The organism is Mycolicibacterium wolinskyi (assembly GCF_002101965.1).
Taxonomy (GTDB): domain Bacteria; phylum Actinomycetota; class Actinomycetes; order Mycobacteriales; family Mycobacteriaceae; genus Mycobacterium; species Mycobacterium wolinskyi.
The window spans coordinates 193,042-212,846 of the sequence record NZ_LQQA01000031.1; the positions used below are offsets into that span (position 1 = coordinate 193,042).

The 19,805-nt window shown below is 65.8% G+C and carries 20 protein-coding genes; 7 read left to right on the forward strand and 13 right to left on the reverse strand.

The genetic code is table 11. The annotated features are described in order from the left end of the window. Nucleotides 1-147: 147 nt before the first annotated feature. On the reverse strand, nucleotides 148-1,434 hold the full coding sequence (aceA, locus tag AWC31_RS28500; protein WP_067849255.1) for an isocitrate lyase: 1,287 nt from the start codon (nucleotides 1,432-1,434) through the stop codon (nucleotides 148-150). Nucleotides 1,435-1,700: 266 nt separating this feature from the next. Next, nucleotides 1,701-2,522 (reverse strand): acyl-[acyl-carrier-protein] thioesterase, encoded by an 822-nt coding sequence (locus AWC31_RS28505; RefSeq protein ID WP_085147639.1) that lies wholly within the window; start codon nucleotides 2,520-2,522, stop codon nucleotides 1,701-1,703. Between the two features lie 118 nt (nucleotides 2,523-2,640). On the opposite strand from AWC31_RS28505, the gene ramB reads away from it, so the two are divergent. Together ramB and AWC31_RS28515 are read left to right on the forward strand one after the other, a co-directional pair. Then, nucleotides 2,641-4,056: an acetate metabolism transcriptional regulator RamB gene (ramB, locus tag AWC31_RS28510; protein WP_085147641.1), complete on the forward strand. Its 1,416-nt coding sequence runs from the start codon at nucleotides 2,641-2,643 to the stop codon at nucleotides 4,054-4,056. A 27-nt stretch (nucleotides 4,057-4,083) separates the two neighbouring features. Next, entirely contained in the window at nucleotides 4,084-4,635 is a 552-nt protein-coding gene (locus tag AWC31_RS28515; protein WP_067849265.1) for a carboxymuconolactone decarboxylase family protein, read from the forward strand. A 60-nt stretch (nucleotides 4,636-4,695) separates the two neighbouring features. Here the strand turns inward: AWC31_RS28515 and AWC31_RS28520 are convergent, their stop codons facing one another. From AWC31_RS28520 to AWC31_RS28550, 7 genes are read right to left on the reverse strand one after another with little or no spacing between them, the layout of a single operon-like run. Then, nucleotides 4,696-4,965 carry a hypothetical protein gene (locus AWC31_RS28520; protein ID WP_085147643.1) on the reverse strand — a complete coding sequence of 90 codons (270 nt, stop codon included), beginning with the start codon at nucleotides 4,963-4,965 and terminating at the stop codon, nucleotides 4,696-4,698. Next, a complete protein-coding gene (gene lpdA / locus AWC31_RS28525) occupies nucleotides 4,962-6,356 on the reverse strand; it encodes a dihydrolipoyl dehydrogenase (RefSeq protein ID WP_085147645.1) in 1,395 nt (464 codons plus the stop codon). The genes AWC31_RS28520 and lpdA overlap by 4 nt, the downstream gene beginning before the upstream one ends. A 58-nt stretch (nucleotides 6,357-6,414) precedes the next feature. Then, a complete protein-coding gene (locus AWC31_RS28530; protein ID WP_085147647.1) occupies nucleotides 6,415-7,032 on the reverse strand; it encodes an ABC transporter ATP-binding protein in 618 nt (205 codons plus the stop codon). Then, nucleotides 7,029-7,799, reverse strand: coding sequence for an ATP-binding cassette domain-containing protein (locus tag AWC31_RS28535; RefSeq protein ID WP_085147819.1), 771 nt, complete (start codon nucleotides 7,797-7,799; stop codon nucleotides 7,029-7,031). Before AWC31_RS28535 ends, AWC31_RS28530 begins: the two co-directional genes overlap by 4 nt. Further along, entirely contained in the window at nucleotides 7,799-8,623 is an 825-nt protein-coding gene (locus AWC31_RS28540; protein WP_085147649.1) for an ABC transporter permease, read from the reverse strand. The genes AWC31_RS28535 and AWC31_RS28540 overlap by 1 nt, the downstream gene beginning before the upstream one ends. Beyond that, nucleotides 8,620-9,633: an ABC transporter permease gene (locus tag AWC31_RS28545; RefSeq protein WP_085147651.1), complete on the reverse strand. Its 1,014-nt coding sequence runs from the start codon at nucleotides 9,631-9,633 to the stop codon at nucleotides 8,620-8,622. Before AWC31_RS28545 ends, AWC31_RS28540 begins: the two co-directional genes overlap by 4 nt. Continuing rightward, complete coding sequence (locus tag AWC31_RS28550; protein WP_110775310.1) at nucleotides 9,621-11,222, reverse strand: ABC transporter substrate-binding protein; 1,602 nt, start codon at nucleotides 11,220-11,222, stop codon at nucleotides 9,621-9,623. The genes AWC31_RS28545 and AWC31_RS28550 overlap by 13 nt, the downstream gene beginning before the upstream one ends. A 191-nt stretch (nucleotides 11,223-11,413) precedes the next feature. Here AWC31_RS28550 and AWC31_RS28555 point away from each other — a divergent pair, with 191 nt between their 5' ends. Continuing rightward, on the forward strand, nucleotides 11,414-12,280 hold the full coding sequence (locus AWC31_RS28555) for a cyclopropane mycolic acid synthase family methyltransferase (protein WP_085147653.1): 867 nt from the start codon (nucleotides 11,414-11,416) through the stop codon (nucleotides 12,278-12,280). Between the two features lie 5 nt (nucleotides 12,281-12,285). Here the strand turns inward: AWC31_RS28555 and AWC31_RS28560 are convergent, their stop codons facing one another. Both AWC31_RS28560 and adh read right to left on the reverse strand, forming a co-directional pair. Further along, nucleotides 12,286-12,756 (reverse strand): DUF779 domain-containing protein, encoded by a 471-nt coding sequence (locus AWC31_RS28560; RefSeq protein WP_085147655.1) that lies wholly within the window; start codon nucleotides 12,754-12,756, stop codon nucleotides 12,286-12,288. A gap of 72 nt (nucleotides 12,757-12,828) precedes the next feature. Beyond that, nucleotides 12,829-14,352 carry an aldehyde dehydrogenase gene (adh, locus tag AWC31_RS28565; protein ID WP_085147657.1) on the reverse strand — a complete coding sequence of 508 codons (1,524 nt, stop codon included), beginning with the start codon at nucleotides 14,350-14,352 and terminating at the stop codon, nucleotides 12,829-12,831. Between the two features lie 61 nt (nucleotides 14,353-14,413). Between adh and AWC31_RS28570 the strand changes: the two genes are divergently transcribed. From AWC31_RS28570 to AWC31_RS28585, 4 genes are all read left to right on the forward strand, one after another. After that, on the forward strand, nucleotides 14,414-16,408 hold the full coding sequence (locus tag AWC31_RS28570) for a prolyl oligopeptidase family serine peptidase (protein WP_085147821.1): 1,995 nt from the start codon (nucleotides 14,414-14,416) through the stop codon (nucleotides 16,406-16,408). Between the two features lie 51 nt (nucleotides 16,409-16,459). Continuing rightward, nucleotides 16,460-16,726, forward strand: coding sequence for a hypothetical protein (locus tag AWC31_RS28575; RefSeq protein ID WP_067849597.1), 267 nt, complete (start codon nucleotides 16,460-16,462; stop codon nucleotides 16,724-16,726). Between the two features lie 31 nt (nucleotides 16,727-16,757). After that, on the forward strand, nucleotides 16,758-17,657 hold the full coding sequence (locus tag AWC31_RS28580) for a crotonase/enoyl-CoA hydratase family protein (protein ID WP_085147659.1): 900 nt from the start codon (nucleotides 16,758-16,760) through the stop codon (nucleotides 17,655-17,657). A 96-nt stretch (nucleotides 17,658-17,753) separates the two neighbouring features. Beyond that, on the forward strand, nucleotides 17,754-18,431 hold the full coding sequence (locus AWC31_RS28585; protein WP_085147661.1) for a class I SAM-dependent methyltransferase: 678 nt from the start codon (nucleotides 17,754-17,756) through the stop codon (nucleotides 18,429-18,431). Here AWC31_RS28585 and AWC31_RS28590 read toward each other — a convergent pair. Together AWC31_RS28590 and AWC31_RS28595 are read right to left on the reverse strand one after the other, a co-directional pair. Then, nucleotides 18,397-18,981, reverse strand: a complete 585-nt coding sequence (locus tag AWC31_RS28590; protein WP_085147664.1) for a DUF308 domain-containing protein — start codon at nucleotides 18,979-18,981, stop codon at nucleotides 18,397-18,399. The two genes, AWC31_RS28585 and AWC31_RS28590, sit on opposite strands and share 35 nt — an antisense overlap. An 81-nt stretch (nucleotides 18,982-19,062) precedes the next feature. Further along, nucleotides 19,063-19,668, reverse strand: coding sequence for a TetR/AcrR family transcriptional regulator (locus AWC31_RS28595; protein ID WP_085147666.1), 606 nt, complete (start codon nucleotides 19,666-19,668; stop codon nucleotides 19,063-19,065). Nucleotides 19,669-19,805: the final 137 nt, after the last annotated feature.

The following is a 19,805-nucleotide window of genomic DNA, read 5'->3' on the forward strand; positions in this document are numbered from 1 at the left end:
CTGTCAACTCCTGACAACCGCGACCGTGGGGGCTGTGCGCGGACTATCGGCGATATCCGTACACAGGGCCCACGCTCGGCGGATGCGGCCTAGTGGCTCCGGCCTATCGTTCCACTTCCTCCTCGCGGCCCTGGGGGCCGCGCATCGTCAGTGGAACTGGCCCTCTTCGGTCGAGCCCGCGAGCGCGGTGGTCGAGCTGGTCGGGTCGACCGTGGTGGCGATCCGGTCGAAGTAGCCGGCGCCGACCTCGCGCTGGTGCTTCGTCGCGGTGTAGCCACGCTCCTCGGCGGCGAACTCGCGCTCCTGCAGCTCGACGTAGGCGCTCATCTGGTTGCGGGCGTAGCCGTAAGCCAGATCGAACATCGAGTAGTTGAGCGCGTGGAAGCCGGCCAGCGTGATGAACTGGAACTTGAAGCCCATCGCGCCCAGCTCCTTCTGGAACTTCGCGATGGTCGCGTCGTCGAGGTGCTTCTTCCAGTTGAACGACGGCGAGCAGTTGTAGGCCAGCATCTGGTCCGGGAACTCGCTCTTGACGCCCTCGGCGAACTTCTTGGCCAGCTCCAGGTCCGGGGTGCCGGTCTCCATCCAGATCAGGTCGGAGTACGGCGCGTAGGCCTTGGCGCGGGCGATGCAGGGTTCCAGGCCGTTCTTGACCCGGTAGAAGCCCTCGGCGGTGCGCTCACCGGTGATGAACGGCTGATCGCGCTCGTCCACATCGGAGGTGATGAGCGTGGCGGCCTCGGCGTCGGTGCGGGCGATGACGACGGTCGGCACGTCGGCGACGTCGGCCGCGAGACGGGCCGAGGTCAGGGTGCGGATGTGCTGCTGGGTCGGGATCAGCACCTTGCCACCGAGGTGGCCGCACTTCTTCTCCGACGCCAGCTGGTCCTCCCAGTGCGAACCGGCGACACCGGCGGCGATCATCGCCTTCTGCAGCTCGTAGACGTTCAGCGCGCCACCGAAGCCGGCCTCACCGTCGGCGACGATCGGGGCGAGCCAGTTCTCCACCGACGTGTCGCCCTCGACCTTGGCGATCTCGTCGGCGCGCAGCAGCGCGTTGTTGATGCGGCGGACCACCTGCGGCACCGAGTTGGCCGGGTACAGGCTCTGGTCGGGGTAGGTGTGGCCGGACAGGTTCGCGTCACCGGCGACCTGCCAACCCGACAGGTAGATGGCCTTCAGGCCGGCGCGGACCTGCTGGACGGCCATGTTGCCGGTCAGCGCGCCGAGCGCGTTGACGAAGTCCATGTCGTGGAGCTGCTCCCAGAGCACCTCGGCGCCGCGGCGGGCCAGCGTGGCCTCCTCGACGACGGAGCCCTGCAGTGCGACGACGTCGGCCGGGGTGTAGGTGCGGGTGATGCCCTTCCAGCGGGGGTTGTGATCCCAGTCGTGCTGGATCTGTTCCGGTGATTTCGGGGTGCCCACGGTCGACATAGGACTTCTCCTTCGGTTGTTAAGACGCTGCGGCGCCGTACGCGTCGTTGGTTGTTAACGCCGCAGCAGCTTCACTGTTGTGCTAATCCGACCATGGCACAGCACATATCCGCAGGTCCACCCGTTTCAGTTGCCAACTTTCGCCAAACCGCCGCGTTAACTTGCAAAGTTTGCGAAGAAATATGATGGCTGTACCGGTTCAGAAGCTACCGCCGAGTAACCAGTTTTCGCTGGTCAGTACGCTCGTACTGTTAAACCTGATTGATTCAGATCGAGAAGAGAGCTGCGACGGCTTTCGTCTCCTCGCTGACCGCATATGTGAGCGTTGTAACAGTCCGATCCGTGAGCTCCGGCCCGAACTTGTCGGTCGAACCGGGCGGGTGCGTGTGCGAGATGATCTCGAGTTTGTCGCCAAGCGCGACCGGAGCGTCGTGTTCGATCGTCACCCGCAACGGCTCCTCAAGGAGCTCGGGATGGGTGTGCAGGTAGTCCTCGATCACCGTCCAGTAGACGGAGTTGTTCATGTGGTCGAACAGGTCGATATCGGACACCCGGACCGGGTATTCGCGGATCTCGTCGGCGTCGTCACGACTGCCGGCCTTCAGGTAGGCCTTCCATCGCAGCCGGGCCTCGTCGGTCGTCCGTCGCAGGCCCTCGAGGAAGTCGTCGGAGATGCGGGCAGGCCCCTGCGTCTCGCGGTTGATGTTGATCCAGAACGCCTCGGACTCCATCAATCCGCCCTTGCGGCCGTCGATGCGCACACGCATCTCACACCACCGGTTCGACGTACCCGAACACCACCGGCGCATCCGCAGCATGTCCTGAAACTCGATGGGCCGGATCAGGTCGATCATCGTCCGCCGGACGATCCACAACGGGTGGGTCTCCTCGAACCCCATCTCCCGCAACTGATCAGAGCCGATGTCCTGGATGTGACGGCACGCGGCGTCGAATCGCAGCCGGCCGACCCGGTTGATATCGCCCACCCGCAGTGGCCATTGCCGGTCGAAGACGTCGGGATGGGGATCGGGCACCGGCATCATCGTCTTGCCCAGTCCGGTCGTCGGTTTGCCTGCGGTGCCCGTCATCTAAATCTCCCCAATCGGTGGCCTAGGGCGATCATGCCAGGCGTCTCTACGCAGCCCTAAGTACCAATCTGCCAAGAATGCGAAGTCAACTCTTTGCAACGTTGTTAGCCTGTTTGACGTGGCAAAAACCTTCGTCGGCTCACGAGTGCGACAGCTGCGAAGCGAGCGTGGATTCAGCCAGGCGGCGCTGGCGCAGATGCTCGAGATCTCCCCCAGCTACCTCAACCAGATCGAACACGATGTCCGGCCGCTGACGGTCGCGGTGCTGCTGCGCATCACCGAGGTGTTCGGTGTGGACGCGACCTTTTTCGCATCCCAGGACGACACCAGGCTGGTCGCCGAACTGCGCGAGGTGACGATGGACCGCGACTTCGGCGTTGACGTCGAGCTCAGCGAAATCGCCGACATGGTTTCCGCGCATCCGAATCTCGCCCGCGCGATGGTCAACCTGCACCGGCGCTACCGCCTGACCACGACCCAACTCGCGGCGGCCACCGAGGACCGGTACTCCGACGGCAGTGGCAGCGGATCGATCACCATGCCGCACGAAGAGGTGCGCGACTACTTCTACCAACGGCAGAACTACCTGCACGAGCTCGACACCGCGGCCGAGGACCTGACCGCCCGTATCCGGATGCACCGCGGTGATCTGGCCGGCGAGCTGTCGAATCGGCTGACCACCGTGCACAACGTTCGCATCGTGCGGCGCATCGATCTGGGCGACACCGTCCTGCACCGCTATGACCCGGCCACCAAGACGCTGGAGATGGGCAATCACCTCTCCCGCGGCCAGCAGGTGTTCAAGATGGCCGCCGAGCTGGCCTACCTGGAGTTCGGCGACCTCATCGACCAGCTGGTCGACGAAGGCATGTTCACCAGCGACGAGTCACGCACACTGGCACGGCTCGGCCTGGCCAACTACTTCGCCGCGGCAACGGTGCTGCCGTACCGCCAGTTCCACGACGTGGCCGAGAACTTCCGCTACGACGTCGAGCGGCTCTCGGCGTTCTACTCGGTGAGCTACGAGACCATCGCGCACCGGCTCTCCACGCTGCAACGCCCGTCGATGCGGGGCGTGCCGTTCTCCTTCGTGCGCGTGGACCGCGCGGGCAACATGTCAAAGCGCCAGTCCGCCACCGGTTTTCACTTCTCATCCTCGGGCGGTACGTGTCCGCTGTGGAATGTGTACGAGACGTTCAGCAACCCGGGCAAGATCGGCGTGCAGATCGCCCAGATGCCCGACGGCCGCAACTACATGTGGGTCGCGCGCACCGTGGAGCGTCGCGCGTCGCGATACGGGCAGCCGGGCAAGACCTTCGCGATCGGGCTGGGCTGCGAACTGCGCCACGCCCACCGACTCGTCTACTCGGAAGGCCTCGACCTGTCCGGAGAGGTCGCGACCCCCATCGGGTCGGGTTGCCGGGTCTGCGAACGCGACAACTGCCCACAACGCGCGTTCCCCGCCCTGGGCCGGGCCCTCGATCTCGACGAGCACCGATCGACCGTGTCGCCATATCTGGTGAAGCAGTCCTGACGGCCTCGCTGTGCCAAACTCGGTTGAGTGAGCGCATTAGAGCCTGCCCGTATCGCACCGGGCGGATTTCGGGAGCTGGGACCGATCAACTGGGCCATCGCCAAACTTGGCGCGCGGGCCATCCGGGCCCCGAGGTTCACGCTGTTCAATGTGCTCGGACAGCACAAGCTGCTGTTCCTGGCTTGGCTGCCGTATTCGGGCGTGCTACTCGGCAGGCTCGGCAAGCTGCCCCGCAAGGATGCCGAGTTGATCATCCTGCGGGTCGGGCATCTGCGGGATTGTGAGTACGAACTCCAGCAGCACCGCAGGCTGGCCCGTAGCCGCGGCGTGGACGCCGAAACCCAGGCCAAAATCTTCGAGGGGCCCGACGCCGCGGGCCTGACCGACCGTCAGCGCGTACTCATCACCGCGACAGACGAATTCGTCGTGACGCGCTCGATGTCGTCGGAAACCTGGGCCACGCTGTCCAAGCACCTCAACAAGCAGCAGCTCATCGAATTCTGCATGCTGGCAGCGCAATACGACGGCCTGGCCGCCACGATGGCCACGCTGCGGATGCCGCTGGACTTCCCGGACTGACGAGTGATTTGTGCACCTGCCGTAACGGTGGGCGTTACCGCGGGTGCACAAGTCGCCGGACTAGAGGTAGGTCACCCCGAGCACGGCGAGTGAGAACAGCACGGGCGAGACGGGCAGGCACCACAGGAACGCCGCCCACACAAGTGACTTGTTCTGATATTTGCGCCAGCCGAACCACGCGGCCGCCAGCGCACCGGCGAACGACAGCCCGGCGACCACCAACACCCACCGGGTGACTCTCGAGCTGTCGGTCGCCAACGTGATGGCGGCCAGCCACAGGATGTGGCCGACCACCAACCCGGCTATGCCGGCGACGATTTCGTTTCTCAAAAGTTGATCATGTGGCCGGCCAGGCCGTGGAAGCACTCCTGCAACGCCTCCGACAGTGTCGGGTGGGTGTGCACGTTGCGGGTCAGCTCGTTGACCGTCAGGTCCCACTTCTGGGCCAGCGTCAGCTCGGGCAGCAGCTCGGAGACGTCCGGCCCGATCAAGTGTCCGCCGAGCAGCTCACCGTACTTGCTGTCGGCGATCAGCTTGACGAAGCCCGTCGGGTCGGCCAGACCGTGCGCCTTGCCGTTCGCGGTGAACGGGAACTTGGCGACTCTAACGTCGTAGCCCTCTTCCCTGGCCTGTTCCTCGGTGAGACCGAAGCTGGCCACCTGCGGCTGGCAGAACGTGGCGCGCGGCATCATCCGGTAGTCGCCGAGCGGCAAAGTCTCTGCGCCGCCGATGGTTTCGGCGGCGACGACACCCTGCGCCTCGGCCACGTGGGCGAGCTGCAGCTTGCCGGTGACATCGCCGATCGCGTAGATGTGCGGCACGTTGGTGCGCATGTAGTCGTCGATCCCGATGGCCTTGCGATCGGTGAGCGCGACGCCCGCCTTGTCCAGGCCGAAGCCCTCGACATTGGGTGCGAAGCCGATGGCCTGCAGCACCTTGTCGGCCTTGAGCTCTTCGGACTTGCCGTCCTTGCTCACGGTGACCTTGACGCTCGAGCCCTGATCGTCGATGGCCTCGACCTTGGTGCCGGTGAGGATCTTCACGCCGAGCTTCTTGTACTGCTTCTCGATCTCCTTGGAGACCTCGGCGTCCTCGTTGGGCAGCGCGCGCGGCAGGAACTCGACGATCGTGACGTCGACGCCGTAGTTCTTCAGGACGTAGGCGAACTCCATGCCGATCGCGCCGGCCCCGGCGATGATGATCGAGCCGGGCAGCTCGCGCGACAGGATCTGGGTCTCGTAGGTGACCACGTTGTCGCTCAGCGACGTGCCCGGTACGAGCCGAGTCGACGATCCGGTCGCGATGATCGCGTTGTCGAACTCGACCTTCTCGGTCCCGCCGTCGTTCAGATCGACCTCAAGGCTGTTGGGCCCGGTGAACTTCCCGTACCCGTGGATCTCGGTGATCTTGTTCTTCTTCATCAGGAAGTGCACACCGGCGACGCGGCCGTCGGCGACCTTGCGGCTGCGGTCGAATGCCGCGCCGTAGTCGAACGTGGCTTCACCACCGATGCCGAAGGTCTTGGCTTCCTTGTTGAAGATGTGGGCGATCTCCGCGTTGCGCAGCAGCGCCTTCGACGGGATACACCCGACGTTGAGGCACACGCCGCCCCAGTACTTGGGTTCGACAATGGCGGTATTCAGCCCCAGCTGGGCGGCACGAATGGCCGCGACGTATCCACCGGGGCCGGCTCCGAGAACGACGACGTCAAAGTGGGTCACGCTCCCACCCTAGTGGGCGGAGTTGTCCGCCCACACGGTCCGGTGCGAACTGGGCCGCTCATGCGACAGGCAACACGTGTGTGCGGGTGCTCAACGCACTGACCAGTTCCGCGTCATGGCTGACCAACACCAGGCTGGCGCCTTCCCTGGCGATGTCGTGCAACAGCTTGGCAACGTCGTCGGTCGCGATCGGATCGAGCATCGCCGACGGCTCGTCGCACAGCAAGAACTCGGGCCGCTGCACGACAACCCTGCCCAGGCAGGCCCGCTGCAACTGACCGTCACTCACCTGCCCGGGATAGCGTTCCAGCAACGATTCGTCGAGCCCGACCCGACGCGCGACGGCGGCGACGGTCACGGTCTCCCGCCGGATGGTCGCCGGTTCGGCGATGATGCGGCCGAGTGTCCAGCGTGGATTGCACACCAGCCGGGGATGCTGGGCCACCAACGCGACCGCTGCCTGCCGGGGCGGGGCGAGGCTCCCGTGGTAGCGCACCTCACCTTCGTCCGGTCGCCGCAATCCGGCGAGGACTCGCAGCAGTGTGGTCTTGCCGCACCCGGACGGTCCGGTGACACCGACGATCTCGCCGCCACCGACGGCGAGTCCGACAGCGTCGAGAACTCTCCGCCCACCAAACGAGACGGTGACGCCGCGCGCCTCCAAGCGAGCGCTCACAGCGCGACCGCCGCGAAGAACCGCCGCACATAGTCGTCCGCATCATCGAGCAACTCGGCGGCTGCCGCCTGCCGCAGGACGGTTCCGGCTCGCATCAACGCGATGTCGTCGCAGGCTGCCGCACGTAGCAGCGACGGCAGATCGTGGGTGACGACGAGCACGCCCGCGCCGTCGGCCGCCGCGTCTGCCAGCAGCCGCCACACCATGGCCGCGTTGTCGGGATCGAGTGCCGATGTCGGCTCGTCGGCGATGAGCAGCCGTGGTCGTCCCGACAGCGCGGCGGCAATGGCCATCCGCTGCGCCATGCCGCCGGACAGTTCATGCGGATAGCGATCAGCGACGTCGGCGGCCAGCCCCACCGCGTTGATCAGTTGCCCGGGTGTGCGTTCGGAATCGAGGAGTTCGCACACCTCGGCGAGCTGCGATCCGATCGTGCGCACCGGTGTGAACGACGTGGCCGCCGACTGCGGCACGAACCCGACGTGGCGGCCCCTGAGCGGACGCCAGCCGGACTCTCCGGCGAGGGTCATGTCCTGGCCGCTGACCAGGATGCCGCCGGAAACCCGCGCCGCCGGCGGCAGCAGCCCACACAGCGCACCGGCCACCAGCGACTTTCCGCACCCAGACTCGCCGATCAGCGCGGTCACCCGACCCTGCTCGACCACCAGGTCGACTTCGTCGAGCACGCGTACCGCGCGCGCATCGCGACCCCGGCGGGTGGCGATGTCGACGGTCAGTTCGCGCAACTGTGCCGCCGGAGGTGCCATCACCACACCTGCCCGGCCGGCGGGGCGTTTCGTCGGCGCACCGCCGCGCCCGCCGAGGCGAATGCCAACGCCGTGACCATCAGCGCGAAAGCCGGCACCGCGAGCGTCCACCATGCTCCGGTCAGCACGTCGCCGCGGGCCTGACCCAGCATGGTGCCGAGGCTGGCCCGGTCCGGTGACAGCCCCACCCCGAGAAAAGACAGCGTCGATTCGTGCCACACGGCGTGCGGCAGCAACATGACCATCGCGACGAGTGCCTGCCCGGTGACGGCCGGAACCAAGTGGTGGCGCGCGATGAACCAGTGCGACGCGCCGGCCAGCCGTGCCGACTGCACCCAGCCGGCGTCGGCCAGCGACAGCAACTCGGCACGGACGACGCGCGCGACCGCGGGCCAATGCGTCAGCGCGATCGACGCGATGATCGCCAACGGAGCGCCGCGCCACATCGCGGCGATGACGATGCCCACGACCAGATGCGGCAGCGCATTGAAGCCGTCGACCACGCGCATCACGGTCGCGTCGATCCACCCGCCGGCCAGGGCCGAACCCACGCCGATCACCAGACCGAGCACCGTCGCAGCCAGCGCGCACACCGCGGCGATCACCAAGGAGATCCGCAATCCCTCGGCCGATCGCACCAGCAGGTCATAGCCCGAGTGGTCGGTCCCCGCCAGATGGTCCGCGCCCGGCGGACGAAGCGCCGCACCGAAATCGGCGACCTGCTCCCCGGCGAGCACCGGAATGATCACAGCGGCGGCGACGATCGCCCCGATCACAAGCCAGGGCCGGCCCACCCGGTCTCGCGCATCCTGCAGCACGGTCATGCCGTCAGCCCGATCCGAGGGTCGAGCGCAACGGCTGCCGCGTCCGAGAGCGCCGACCCGGCCAAGACTGCCAGCGCCGAACCCACCGTCAACGCCGCCAGCAGCGGGAAGTCCAGCGCCGCAGCCGATTCCACGAGTACCGCGGCCATTCCCGGCCAGCCGAACACGGTTTCCACGATGGCCGCCCCGGCGATCAGCTCAGGCAACCGCGTGCCGAGCAACGCCAATGTCGGCAACACCGAAACCGGGGCGATGTGACCACGCAACAGTGCCCAGCCGTGGACACCGCGCGCTCGGGCGGCACGCACCGCATCGGAACCACAAGCCTGCACCACCGCTGTCCGCATGGTCAGCAGCAGCCAGGGAATCTGTGACACCGTAAGCGCAATCAACGGCAGCACACCGTGTGTGAGCACACCGCCGACTGTGTAGTCGTCCCCGGGATCGCTGGCTCCCGAGGCAGGCAGCCATCTGAGCCCGACCGCGACCACCGCGACCAATGCCAGCGATATGACGAAGGGCGGTACCGCGGCGCAGATGACGGCAAGGCTCGTGCAGAGCCGGTCGAGTACCCCGCCGCGTCGCATACCGGCTATGCAGCCCAAGAGAATTGCCGAGATCGCCGCTGTTATCAGCGCCAGTCCGGACAGCGCCAGCGTGAACGGCATACGCTCCGTCAGTACCGTGGTGACCGCCTGCGACTGAGTCGATGACCAACCCAGATCACCGCGGAGCACGCCCGATATCCAGTCGATCCACGCCTGCCACCACGGTTGTTCGGTGTCGTAGGCGGCGCGGACCGCTTCGCGCTGCGACTGGGTGGCCGTCTGGTAGTTGGCACCGAGGTGGGCGACCAGTGGATCGAACGGAGACAGCGACGCCACCGCGAACATCGCGGCCGAAACCGCAACGGTCACAGGCACGGCGATCGCGGCCCGCACACCCAACAGTCGCACCGCGGTCCGGACTCGACGGTTGACGTCCGGCCGTGCAAGCGTCAGCGTGTCCATGCGGCGACGTCCCACCACGGGCCCCAGGAGACTCCGTGGGAATGCGGTTCGAGAATGGGCTGGGCCTGTTTCCAGCTGAGGTCACGGTATCCGTATGTGTGGTGCAGGAAAGCCAGGAAGACATACGACGGCTCAGCGACGTATGCCGCTTGAATATCGCGGTACAGCTTGTCTTTCTCTGCTCCCGGTGCGGAATCGCGTGCTCGCTCAAGGAGCCCGTCGAGGTTGCGTGCCGTGAAGTCACCGGGATTGGAGTACGGGGACGAATCGGGGACGCGGGTGTGCAGGGTGTCGTACACCTGCGAATCGATGCTGTAGGGAGTCGATCCGCCACCAAGGAGAACCGCGGAGTCACCGAAGCGGGTGTCGATCTCGTCCCAGCTTGTGCCGCGTGGACGCACTTCGACCCCGAGCGGTTTCATCGCCGCGGCGAATGCGACCGAGAGGTCGCGCCGCAGGCTATCCTGCGCGTTGTAGAGAAGCTCGAAAGATGCTTTTGCACCGTCCTTTTCGCGCACACCCTGGGGACCCGGGCGCCAGCCGGCCCGATCGAGGATCGTACCCGCCTTCGTCAGGTCGAAGTCGAACTGCGCATCGGGATTGAATGCGGACCCGTATACGGCGGCGATCGGAGTACTCGCGGGACGGCCATGCCCCGCCAGCACGTCGCGAACCGCCGCGTCGCGGTCCACACCGAAGTTCATCGCCACGCGTGCTCGCGGGTCGGCGGTGAACGGATTTCCGGCCGGCAGGGCGACGCCACGCCAGTCGGCCGACTGGGCGGCCACCGTGCGCACGGTGTCACTGTCGATCGAGTCGATCAGCTTGGGCGGCAGGTTCACACCGTCGACTTCCCCGGCCACGATGCGTTGTGCACGCACGTTGTCGTCGGGGGTGTAGGTGTAGACGATGCGCCGGACCTGGGCCGGGGTGCCCCAGTAATCGTCGCGGGCCACCATGACCGCCTGGTCGGGGCGCAGGCTGTCCAGCCGGTAGGGGCCGGTACCGACTGGCTGGGTGTTCACGCTCCACTCGGCCGCGGGCTTCGACTCGATCTTCTCGGAAGGCAGGATTCCCAGCAGGAGAAAGGGCGTCACGTCGGCGGCCGTCGTCGCCTCCACGACGACGGCGTTCGAACCGTCAGCCGTGAGGTTGACGATGGGTGCGATATGTGTCGAGATTTCCGAAGCCACGGCGGGGTCCTTGACCGCGGCGTAGGTCGCGACGACGTCGGCGGAATCGAAGGCGCTGCCGTCGGAGAACCTGACACCGTCGCGCAGCGCTACTCTCCATCGCCGCGGCCCGACCGGTTCCGGACGCGCGATCGCCAAGGCGGGCACCAGGTCGGGTACCGCCGCGTCGGTTGTGCTGCGCGGGCGGTACAGCCCCTCGTAGAGGGGTGATACGCCGAGCTCGCCGTATCCGGAGACCGGGTTGTAATTCCCGAGTTCCTGCCCGTCGGCCAGGACGATCTGGTCGGGTTCGCCAGGTCCGGAAGCCGTCGCACAACCGGCGAGCACCAACACAGCCGCGGCGCAGGCCGTCGTCGTCAACCGGAACAGCCGGGGAGCGCCACACCGCAGCAACATCTGTCTATCTGAACACATGAACGGGAGTTGCGCAGCGTTGAACTATCCGGCCGATCGATTCGTACCCATCCACGGCACCGCCGGCTACGAATCCGATGTGTGGGCGGCGACGACCCGGGTATCCCTTCTCCGCGGTCGCCGGGTGGCTCTCCCCTGCCCGCAGACGATCGACCCAGCAGAAAGGTGTCAACATGCCGGAGCTGACCCCCCACTTCGCCGACGTCCAAGCCCACTACGACCTCTCCGACGACTTCTTCCGCCTGTTCCTGGACCCCACCCAGACCTACAGCTGCGCATACTTCGAACGCGACGACATGACGTTGGAGGAGGCGCAGCTCGCCAAGATCGACCTGGCGCTCGGCAAGCTCGGCCTCGAGCCGGGTATGAAGCTGCTCGACATCGGCTGCGGCTGGGGAGCCACCATGCGCCGCGCGATCGAACGCTACGACGTCGACGTCGTGGGGCTCACGTTGTCGAAAAACCAAGCCGCGCACGTCAAGCAGATGTTCGAGGGCATGGACACCGAGCGCAAAAGGCGCGTCCTGCTGGAGGGATGGGAGCAGTTCGACGAGCCGGTCGACCGCATCGTCTCCATCGGCGCGTTCGAGCACTTCGGCCGCGACCGCTATGACGCGTTCTTCGCCAAGACCTTCCAGGCCCTGCCGCCGGACGGAGTGATGTTGCTGCACTCCATCTGCGGGATCCATCCGAAGGACGCACAGGAGCTCGGCATCCCGGTCACCTTCGAGCTGGCCCGGTTCATCAAGTTCATCCTCACCGAGATCTTCCCCGGCGGGCAGCTACCGTCGGTGCCGATGGTCGACGAACTCGCCACCAAGGCCGGGTTCACGGTGACCCGCAAGCAGTCGCTGCAGCCGCACTACGCCAAGACGCTCGACATCTGGGCGGCCAACCTGGAGGCCAACTGGGAGCAGGCCGTCGCGATCCAGTCCGAAGAGGTCTACGAGCGGTACATGAAGTACCTGACCGGGTGCGCGAAACTCTTCCGGCGACGCCAGGTGGACGTCGTCCAGTTCACGCTGCAGAAGGTTCCGTGAGCGCGTCAGCGTCCCGGAATCGGGCACGCCTCCTCGGCTTCGGCGACGATTAAGCTGCCCTCCCGCACCGGGCGCGCGCCATCGGCATACTGCGCCCCGGTGATGGGTGGCTGCCCGGCCAACTCCTGATTTTCGGCTTCGGTGAATGCCCGGCCTCGCGACAGGAAGCGCATGCCCTCGGGAGCTTCCAGACTGAAGCCACCGCCGCGGCCGGGAACCACGTCGATGACGAGTTGGGTGTGCTTCCACGCCTCGAACTGCGGACCCGAGATCCACACCGGCACGCCGTCACCGACGTCGAGCACCGCGAGCAGGATGTCGCGGTCGCCGACGATGAAGTCGCCGTCGGGGTAGCACATGGGCGACGACCCATCGCAGCACCCGCCGGACTGGTGAAACATCAACGCGCCGTGGCGATCCTGCAGTTTGGCGAGGAGGTCGGCAGCGGCCGCGGTGATCAGAGCTCGACTGGTCATGTTTTCCTTTCGAACGTTGGCTTGTGTGCGAGTTCTCCGCGATTTCTCGCACACAAGCCGACGCTGGGCACTTTAGAAGAAGCCCTGGGCCTTGTTGCTGTAGCTGACGAGCAGGTTCTTGGTCTGCTGGTAGTGGTCGAGCATCATCTTGTGGTTCTCGCGGCCGATGCCCGACTGCTTGTACCCACCGAACGCCGCATGTGCCGGGTAGGCGTGGTAGCAGTTGGTCCACACCCGGCCGGCCTTGATGTCGCGACCCGCGCGGTAGGCGGTGTTGCCATCACGGCTCCACACCCCGGCGCCAAGACCGTAGAGGGTGTCGTTGGCGATCGCGATCGCGTCGTCATAATCCTTGAACGACGTCACGGCCACGACCGGGCCGAAGATCTCCTCCTGGAAGATCCGCATCTTGTTGTTGCCCTCGAACACCGTCGGCTGCACGTAGTAGCCGCCGGACAGGTCACCCCCGAGGTCGGCACGCTCGCCACCGGTGACGACGCGGGCACCCTCGCTCTTGCCGATCTCGATGTAGGACAGGACCTTTTCGAACTGGTCGTTGGACGCTTGCGATCCGATCATGGTCTCGGTGTCGAGCGGATCGCCCTGGCGCACCGCCTTGGTGCGGATCGCGGCCAGCTCCAGGAACTCGTCATAGATGTCGGCCTGGATCAGCGACCGCGACGGGCACGTGCACACCTCACCCTGGTTCAGGGCGAACATCGTGAAGCCCTCAAGGGCCTTGTCCTGGAAGTCGTCGCCGGCCGCCATCACGTCCGAGAAGAAGATGTTGGGGCTCTTGCCACCCAACTCCAAGGTCACCGGGATCAGGTTCTGGCTCGCGTACTGCATGATCAACCGGCCCGTCGTGGTCTCACCGGTGAACGCGATCTTGGCGATCCGATTCGACGATGCCAGCGGCTTGCCCGCCTCCACCCCGAACCCGTTGACGATGTTCACCACACCCGCGGGCAACAGATCACCGATCAACGAAATCAGATACAACACCGAAGCCGGGGTCTGCTCAGCGGGCTTGAGCACCACCGCATTACCAGCGGCCAGCGCGGGGGCCAACTTCCAGACCGCCATCAGAATCGGGAAGTTCCACGGAATGATCTGACCGACCACACCCAACGGCTCATGGAAGTGATAGGCGACCGTGTCCTCGTCGACCTGGCTCAGACTCCCCTCCTGCGCGCGGATGGCTCCGGCGAAGTAACGGAAATGATCGACCGCCAACGGGATATCTGCGTTGAGCGTCTCACGGATCGGCTTGCCGTTGTCCCACGACTCCGCCAGCGCGATCGACTCCAGATTCTCCTCGATACGATCGGCGATCTTGTTGAGGATCACCGCCCGCTCGGCAGGCGAGGTCTTGCCCCACGCCGGCGCCGCCGCATGCGCGGCATCCAACGCCTTCTCGACATCGGCCTCGCTGGACCTGGCCACCTCACAGAACACCTGACCCGTCACCGGCGTCGGATTCTCGAAATACCGGCCCTCGGCAGGAGCCACCCACTCACCACCGATGTAATTGTCATAACGGGCCTCGAACGACATCAGGGCATCGGCCGCACCCGGCCGGGAAAAGACGGTCATTGTCGACTCCTCGTCAGCGGTGTTACGCAGCTCACACTACGCCCACGGCCACAATGGGGTGATGGCAGACGACCCGTATCTGTGGCTCGAGGACATCACCGGCGAGGACGCGCTGGAATGGGCGCGCGCCCACAACGACGCGACGCTCGCGGAGCTCGGCGGCGAGCGTTTCGAGGAGCTGCGCGCCGAAGTGCTCGAGGTGCTCGACACCGACGCCCGCATTCCCTATGTGGGTAGGCGCGGGGACTATCTGTACAACTTCTGGCGCGACGAGGCCAATCCACGTGGTCTGTGGCGACGCACCACGCTGGACAGTTACCGCACCGACGATCCGGTGTGGGAGGTGCTCATCGACGTCGACGAACTCGCCCGCGCCGAGGACGAGAACTGGGTGTGGTCGAGCCCGGAGGTGATCGAACCCGAACACACGCTCGCGTTGATCAGCCTGTCCCGCGGCGGCGCCGACGCCACGGTGGTCCGTGAATTCGATATGCGGACAAAACAGTTCGTCGAAGGCGGCTTCGAGCTACCAGAGGCGAAGTCGTCGGTGTCCTGGGAGGACGAGGACACCGTCTTGGTGTGCACCGATTTCGGTGAGGGCTCGATGACCGAGTCCGGTTATCCGCGCATCGCCAAGCGCTGGCGCCGCGGCGAGCCGCTGGAGAATGCCGAAACGGCGTTTGAGGCCGAGCCGACGGACGTACGCGTCATCGCCGGCGTGGACCGCACCCCCGGCTTTGAACACACCCGGCTGGGCCGGTACACCGACTTCTACAACCGCATCCGCTACGAGCTCCGCGACGGCGAACTGATCCTCATCGATGTCCCGAGCGACGCGACGACCGCGACACATCGCGAGTGGATGCTGATCTCGTTGCGGACGGACTGGCAGGTCGGCGATGTCACCTACACCGCGGGAAGCCTGTTGGCCACCAAGTTCGATGATTTCCTCTCCGGTGCACGTGATCTCACCGTCGTGTACGAACCCGATGAGCACAGCTGCCTGTCGGGCGCCAGCTGGACGAAAGACAAGTTGGTGCTCGTCACGCGGCGCGACGTCGCGAGCCACATCGAGATCGTCACACCGGGAAGCTGGGAACGCGTGGATGCCCCTGGCATCCCGCCGTCCGACGAGACCGTTGTGGTGGACACCGACCCATTCGGCGACGAAGTCTTCTACGACACAAGCGGATTCACGACGCCGTCGCGGCTCCTGCACGGAACCGCGGGCGGCGCACTGGAACAGCTCAAGTCCGCGCCGTCGTTCTTCGACGCCGACGGAATCGACGTCGCCCAGTACTTCGCGACGTCGGCCGACGGCACCGCCATCCCGTATTTCGTGGTCGGGCAACGCGCGGAGCCTTCACCGACGTGGCTCTACGGGTATGGCGGATTCCAGAACTCGCTGACACCGAGCTATGCCGGTGGTCTCGGCCGGGCATGGCTGACGCGCGGCGGCACCTACGTGATGGCCAATATCCGCGGCGGAGGCGAGTACGGGCCACGGTGGCATACCCAGGCGATGCGGGAGAACCGGCACCTGGTGTACGAGGACTTCGCCGCCGTCGCCGCCGATCTGGTGCGACGAGGCATCACGACGGTCGAGCAGCTCGGCGCGTCGGGCGGCAGCAACGGCGGGCTCCTCATGGGAGTAATGCTCACGCAGTACCCGGAGTTGTTCGGCGCGCTCGTCTGCAGCGTGCCGCTGCTAGACATGAAGCGCTACCACCTGCTGCTCGCTGGCGCCTCCTGGATGGCCGAGTACGGCGACCCGGACAACCCGGCCGACTGGGAGTTCATGGCGAAATACTCGCCATACCAGAATATTTCGAGCGACCGCCGGTACCCGCCCATCCTGATCACCACGTCGACCCGCGACGACAGGGTGCATCCGGGCCATGCCAGGAAAATGACCGCGGCGCTCGAGGCGGCCGGTCATCGCGTGTACTACTACGAGAACATCGAAGGTGGGCACGGCGGCGCCGCAGACAACAAGCAGGCCGCGTTCAAGGCAGCGCTGACCTACGAGTTCCTGTGGCGGATGCTCGGCGGATAACCGGCGCCGAACAAGACGCCGCGACATGCCGTCGACGTTATGCTGACGCCGATGCACGCATTCCGGCGTTATCTCGCGATCCAGGGAATGACCCTGATATTCGGCATCGTAGGGCCGATCTTCCTCGTGGTGTACTTCGCCGTCCAACCGGAACCGGGCCTCAAATGGATGTACTGGTTCGGCTTGTTCATCACCGCGGCAGACGTCCTCATCGCCTTGGCCGTCACCGAATCGAGCCTCAAAGAGGACCGCACACCGACCGATGTCCGCCTCGCGGTCGCGTTCCAGAACTTTCGCCGGCGCCACGACGACTCTTGACTTCGCGGTCCGAAGTGACTCGACTGCTGCCATGGCCCACGAGTTCGAAACCCTGCTCTACCGCACCGCCGCGCCGGTCGCGACCATCACGCTGAACCGGCCCGATCAGCTCAACACGATCGTGCCGCCCATGCCCGACGAAATCGAGAAGGCCATCGGCCGGGCGGAACGCGACCCGGAGATCAAAGTGATCGTCCTGCGAGGCGCCGGCCGCTCGTTTTCCGGCGGATACGACTTCGGCGGCGGCTTCCAGCACTGGGGCGAAGCGATGAACACCGACGGCCGCTGGGATCCCGGTAAGGACTTCGCGATGGTCAGTGCCCGCGAAACCGGGCCGACCCAGAAGTTCATGGCCATCTGGCGCGCATCCAAGCCCGTGATCGCGCAGGTGCACGGCTGGTGCGTGGGCGGTGCGAGTGACTATGCGCTGTGCGCCGACATCGTGATCGCCAGTGACGACGCGGTCATCGGGACCCCGTATGCGCGCATGTGGGGTGCCTACCTCACCGGCATGTGGCTGTACCGCCTGAGCCTGGCGAAGGTGAAGTGGCATTCGCTGACCGGTGAGCCGCTCACCGGAAAAGAAGCCGCCGCAGTCGAACTCATCAACGAGTCCGTTCCGTTCGAGCACCTTGAGGCCCGCGTTGCCGAGATCGCCGGCAAGCTGGCGCGAATCCCGTTGTCGCAGTTGCAGGCCCAGAAGCTCATCGTCAATCAGGCCTACGAGAACATGGGTCTGGCATCGACCCAGACGCTCGGCGGCATCCTCGACGGCTTGATGCGCAACACGCCCGACGCGCTGAGTTTCATCGACACCGCCGCCCACCAGGGTGTGCGCGCGGCGATCGAGCGCCGCGACGGACCGTGGGGCGACTACAGCCAGGCCCCGCCGGAGCGCAGGCCGGACCCGTCGCACATCATCGAGCCGTAACCGGCATCTGTGCTCCGCGACATCAGCCCCGGCGACGCGTTGATGTACCGGCCTGCCCCCTTGACGGCCCACCCCGGACGGCGGGAAGGTGGAGTCATGGCTGATCTGGCCAAGAACTGGGCGGGCCCCATCGGCAGGTTCGGCGGAGCGGTGTACGACAGCGGCGTCGAGCGGGAGTGGCTGGCCCGGCCGGCCGGGCTTGCGCTGTGGGGCACCGACACTCGGCTGCTGTTCGAAAGCATCGCCACGCTTGGCGAACTGCCCGACGGCACAGCGGTTTTGGATATCCCGTGTGGGGGTGGTTTGGCACTACGCGGGCTGCGCCCGGATCAGCGGCTGCGCTATGTCGCGGCCGACATCTCACCGGACATGCTGGCCCGGGCCCGCGTCAGGGCAACCGCATTGGGACGTTCCGACATCGAGTTCGCCGAAGCCGACATCGAGCATCTCCCCTTCGCCGACGGCGAGTTCGACCGATGCCTGAGCTTCAACGGGTTGCACTGCCTACCCAATCCCGCGGCAGCCGTGCGTGAGATGGCCCGCTGCCTGAAACCCGGTGGCCAGATCGTCGGTGACGCCGTGGTTCGCGGCGCCGGCATCCGCCAAGATCTGCTGATCGCCGCTTTCCAACGCGCCGGGGCGTTCGGGCCCGGCGGCACGGCCGATGACCTGCGGGGCTGGCTCACGGACGCGGGGTTACGCGTCGAACGGCTCGACCGCTCCGGCGCGGTCGTGCATTTCACCGCGACACACGGCGACGACGAGCATCGCTGACGGCCAACCACACCGCCGAGATCAGGAAATAGAACGCGCCGAAGGCGGCATAAGGGGCGATGGCGGTGATGTGCGGTGGCTCTGGCGCATTCGACGTGATGAGGAACATCACTCCCGCGCAGGTGGATTGGGCACCGCTGAGAATCATGGGCCACTGCGCACCGACGCTCTTCCAGCGCCGCACACCGGTCGCAAGCTGCAGGATGCCCGACAGGGCGGCCCACACTCCGAACACACCCAGTACCGCGTTCATGCTCTGGGTCAGGGCGATGGCCACCGCGACCGTTGTCAGGAGGCTCACGGCGGTGTTGAAAGCCTGGGTGCGATTACGCCGCAGCCCGCCGTTGCGCTGCGCATCAACAAGATTGGCGACGGCGTCCCACGCCGGATAGATCAGCAACAGCGCAGCGACAACGGCCGTCGGGCCGTCGCCGAAGCCGAAGGCGGCACCGACCCACGCAACGGAGAAGGCCGCTCGGGTGAAGTAATACCGTTTGAGCCACGTGTCGCCCCCGACAGTGGTATCTCGAAGTTCGCGCGTCGTCGTCATATCTGTTCCTGTCGTTTCTAATGAGGGCACGGGCCACCACGGCTCCGGGCTCGAAAGCTTGTTACCTGCGGGATGGTCGTTTCAGGTGCCGCTTTCGTCCGGTGAAGTACGTGATCGGAGTCGGTCGATCACCGGTCGAGTAATGGCAGCGAAGGCCTGCGGATCGCCGTAGGCCCGCGCGGACAACATCGCGCCGTGGACGGCGGCCATCAGCGTCTCGGCTTCGGAATGGGCCTCATCGGTCAAGGTGATACTGCCCAGGCGCACGCCGCGCTCCAGTACAGATGTCAGCCAGGCCGACAAGGTCCGGAAATACGCCCGCAGCTCCAAGACAATCTCATCGGGCAGCATCGGAATCTGCGTGGCCAGCAATGCGCATAGGCAGTAACTGGTTTCGGGATCGCCGATGCAGGACTCCCAATACCCGGCATAACTACGGAGCTGGTCGAGCGGATCCGGGACGTGCCGCTCGATCTCGGCGATACCCGCTTCGGCTTCCGCGCGGTACTGCCTCACCAGCGTCCGCACCAGATCGACCTTGGTTGGGAAGTGATGGTGGATGCTCGCCTTGCGGATGCCGACAACCGCGGCGATATCGGCGTAACTGAAGCCGTTGTAGCCGCCGGCGACGATGGACGCGCGTGCGCAACGGAGAATCGCTTCCGAAGTCGATGAGGCAGCAGCCATACCCTGAGACTACCTATTGGTAGGTAGGCGTGCAAATGGTGACATCTTGTCGTGACCGAAGCCGACTTCTGCCACGCATATCAATCGTTTAATAGCCTGTCTTTCAGCGGATTACGAGCGATCACTCGGGTCGGTGA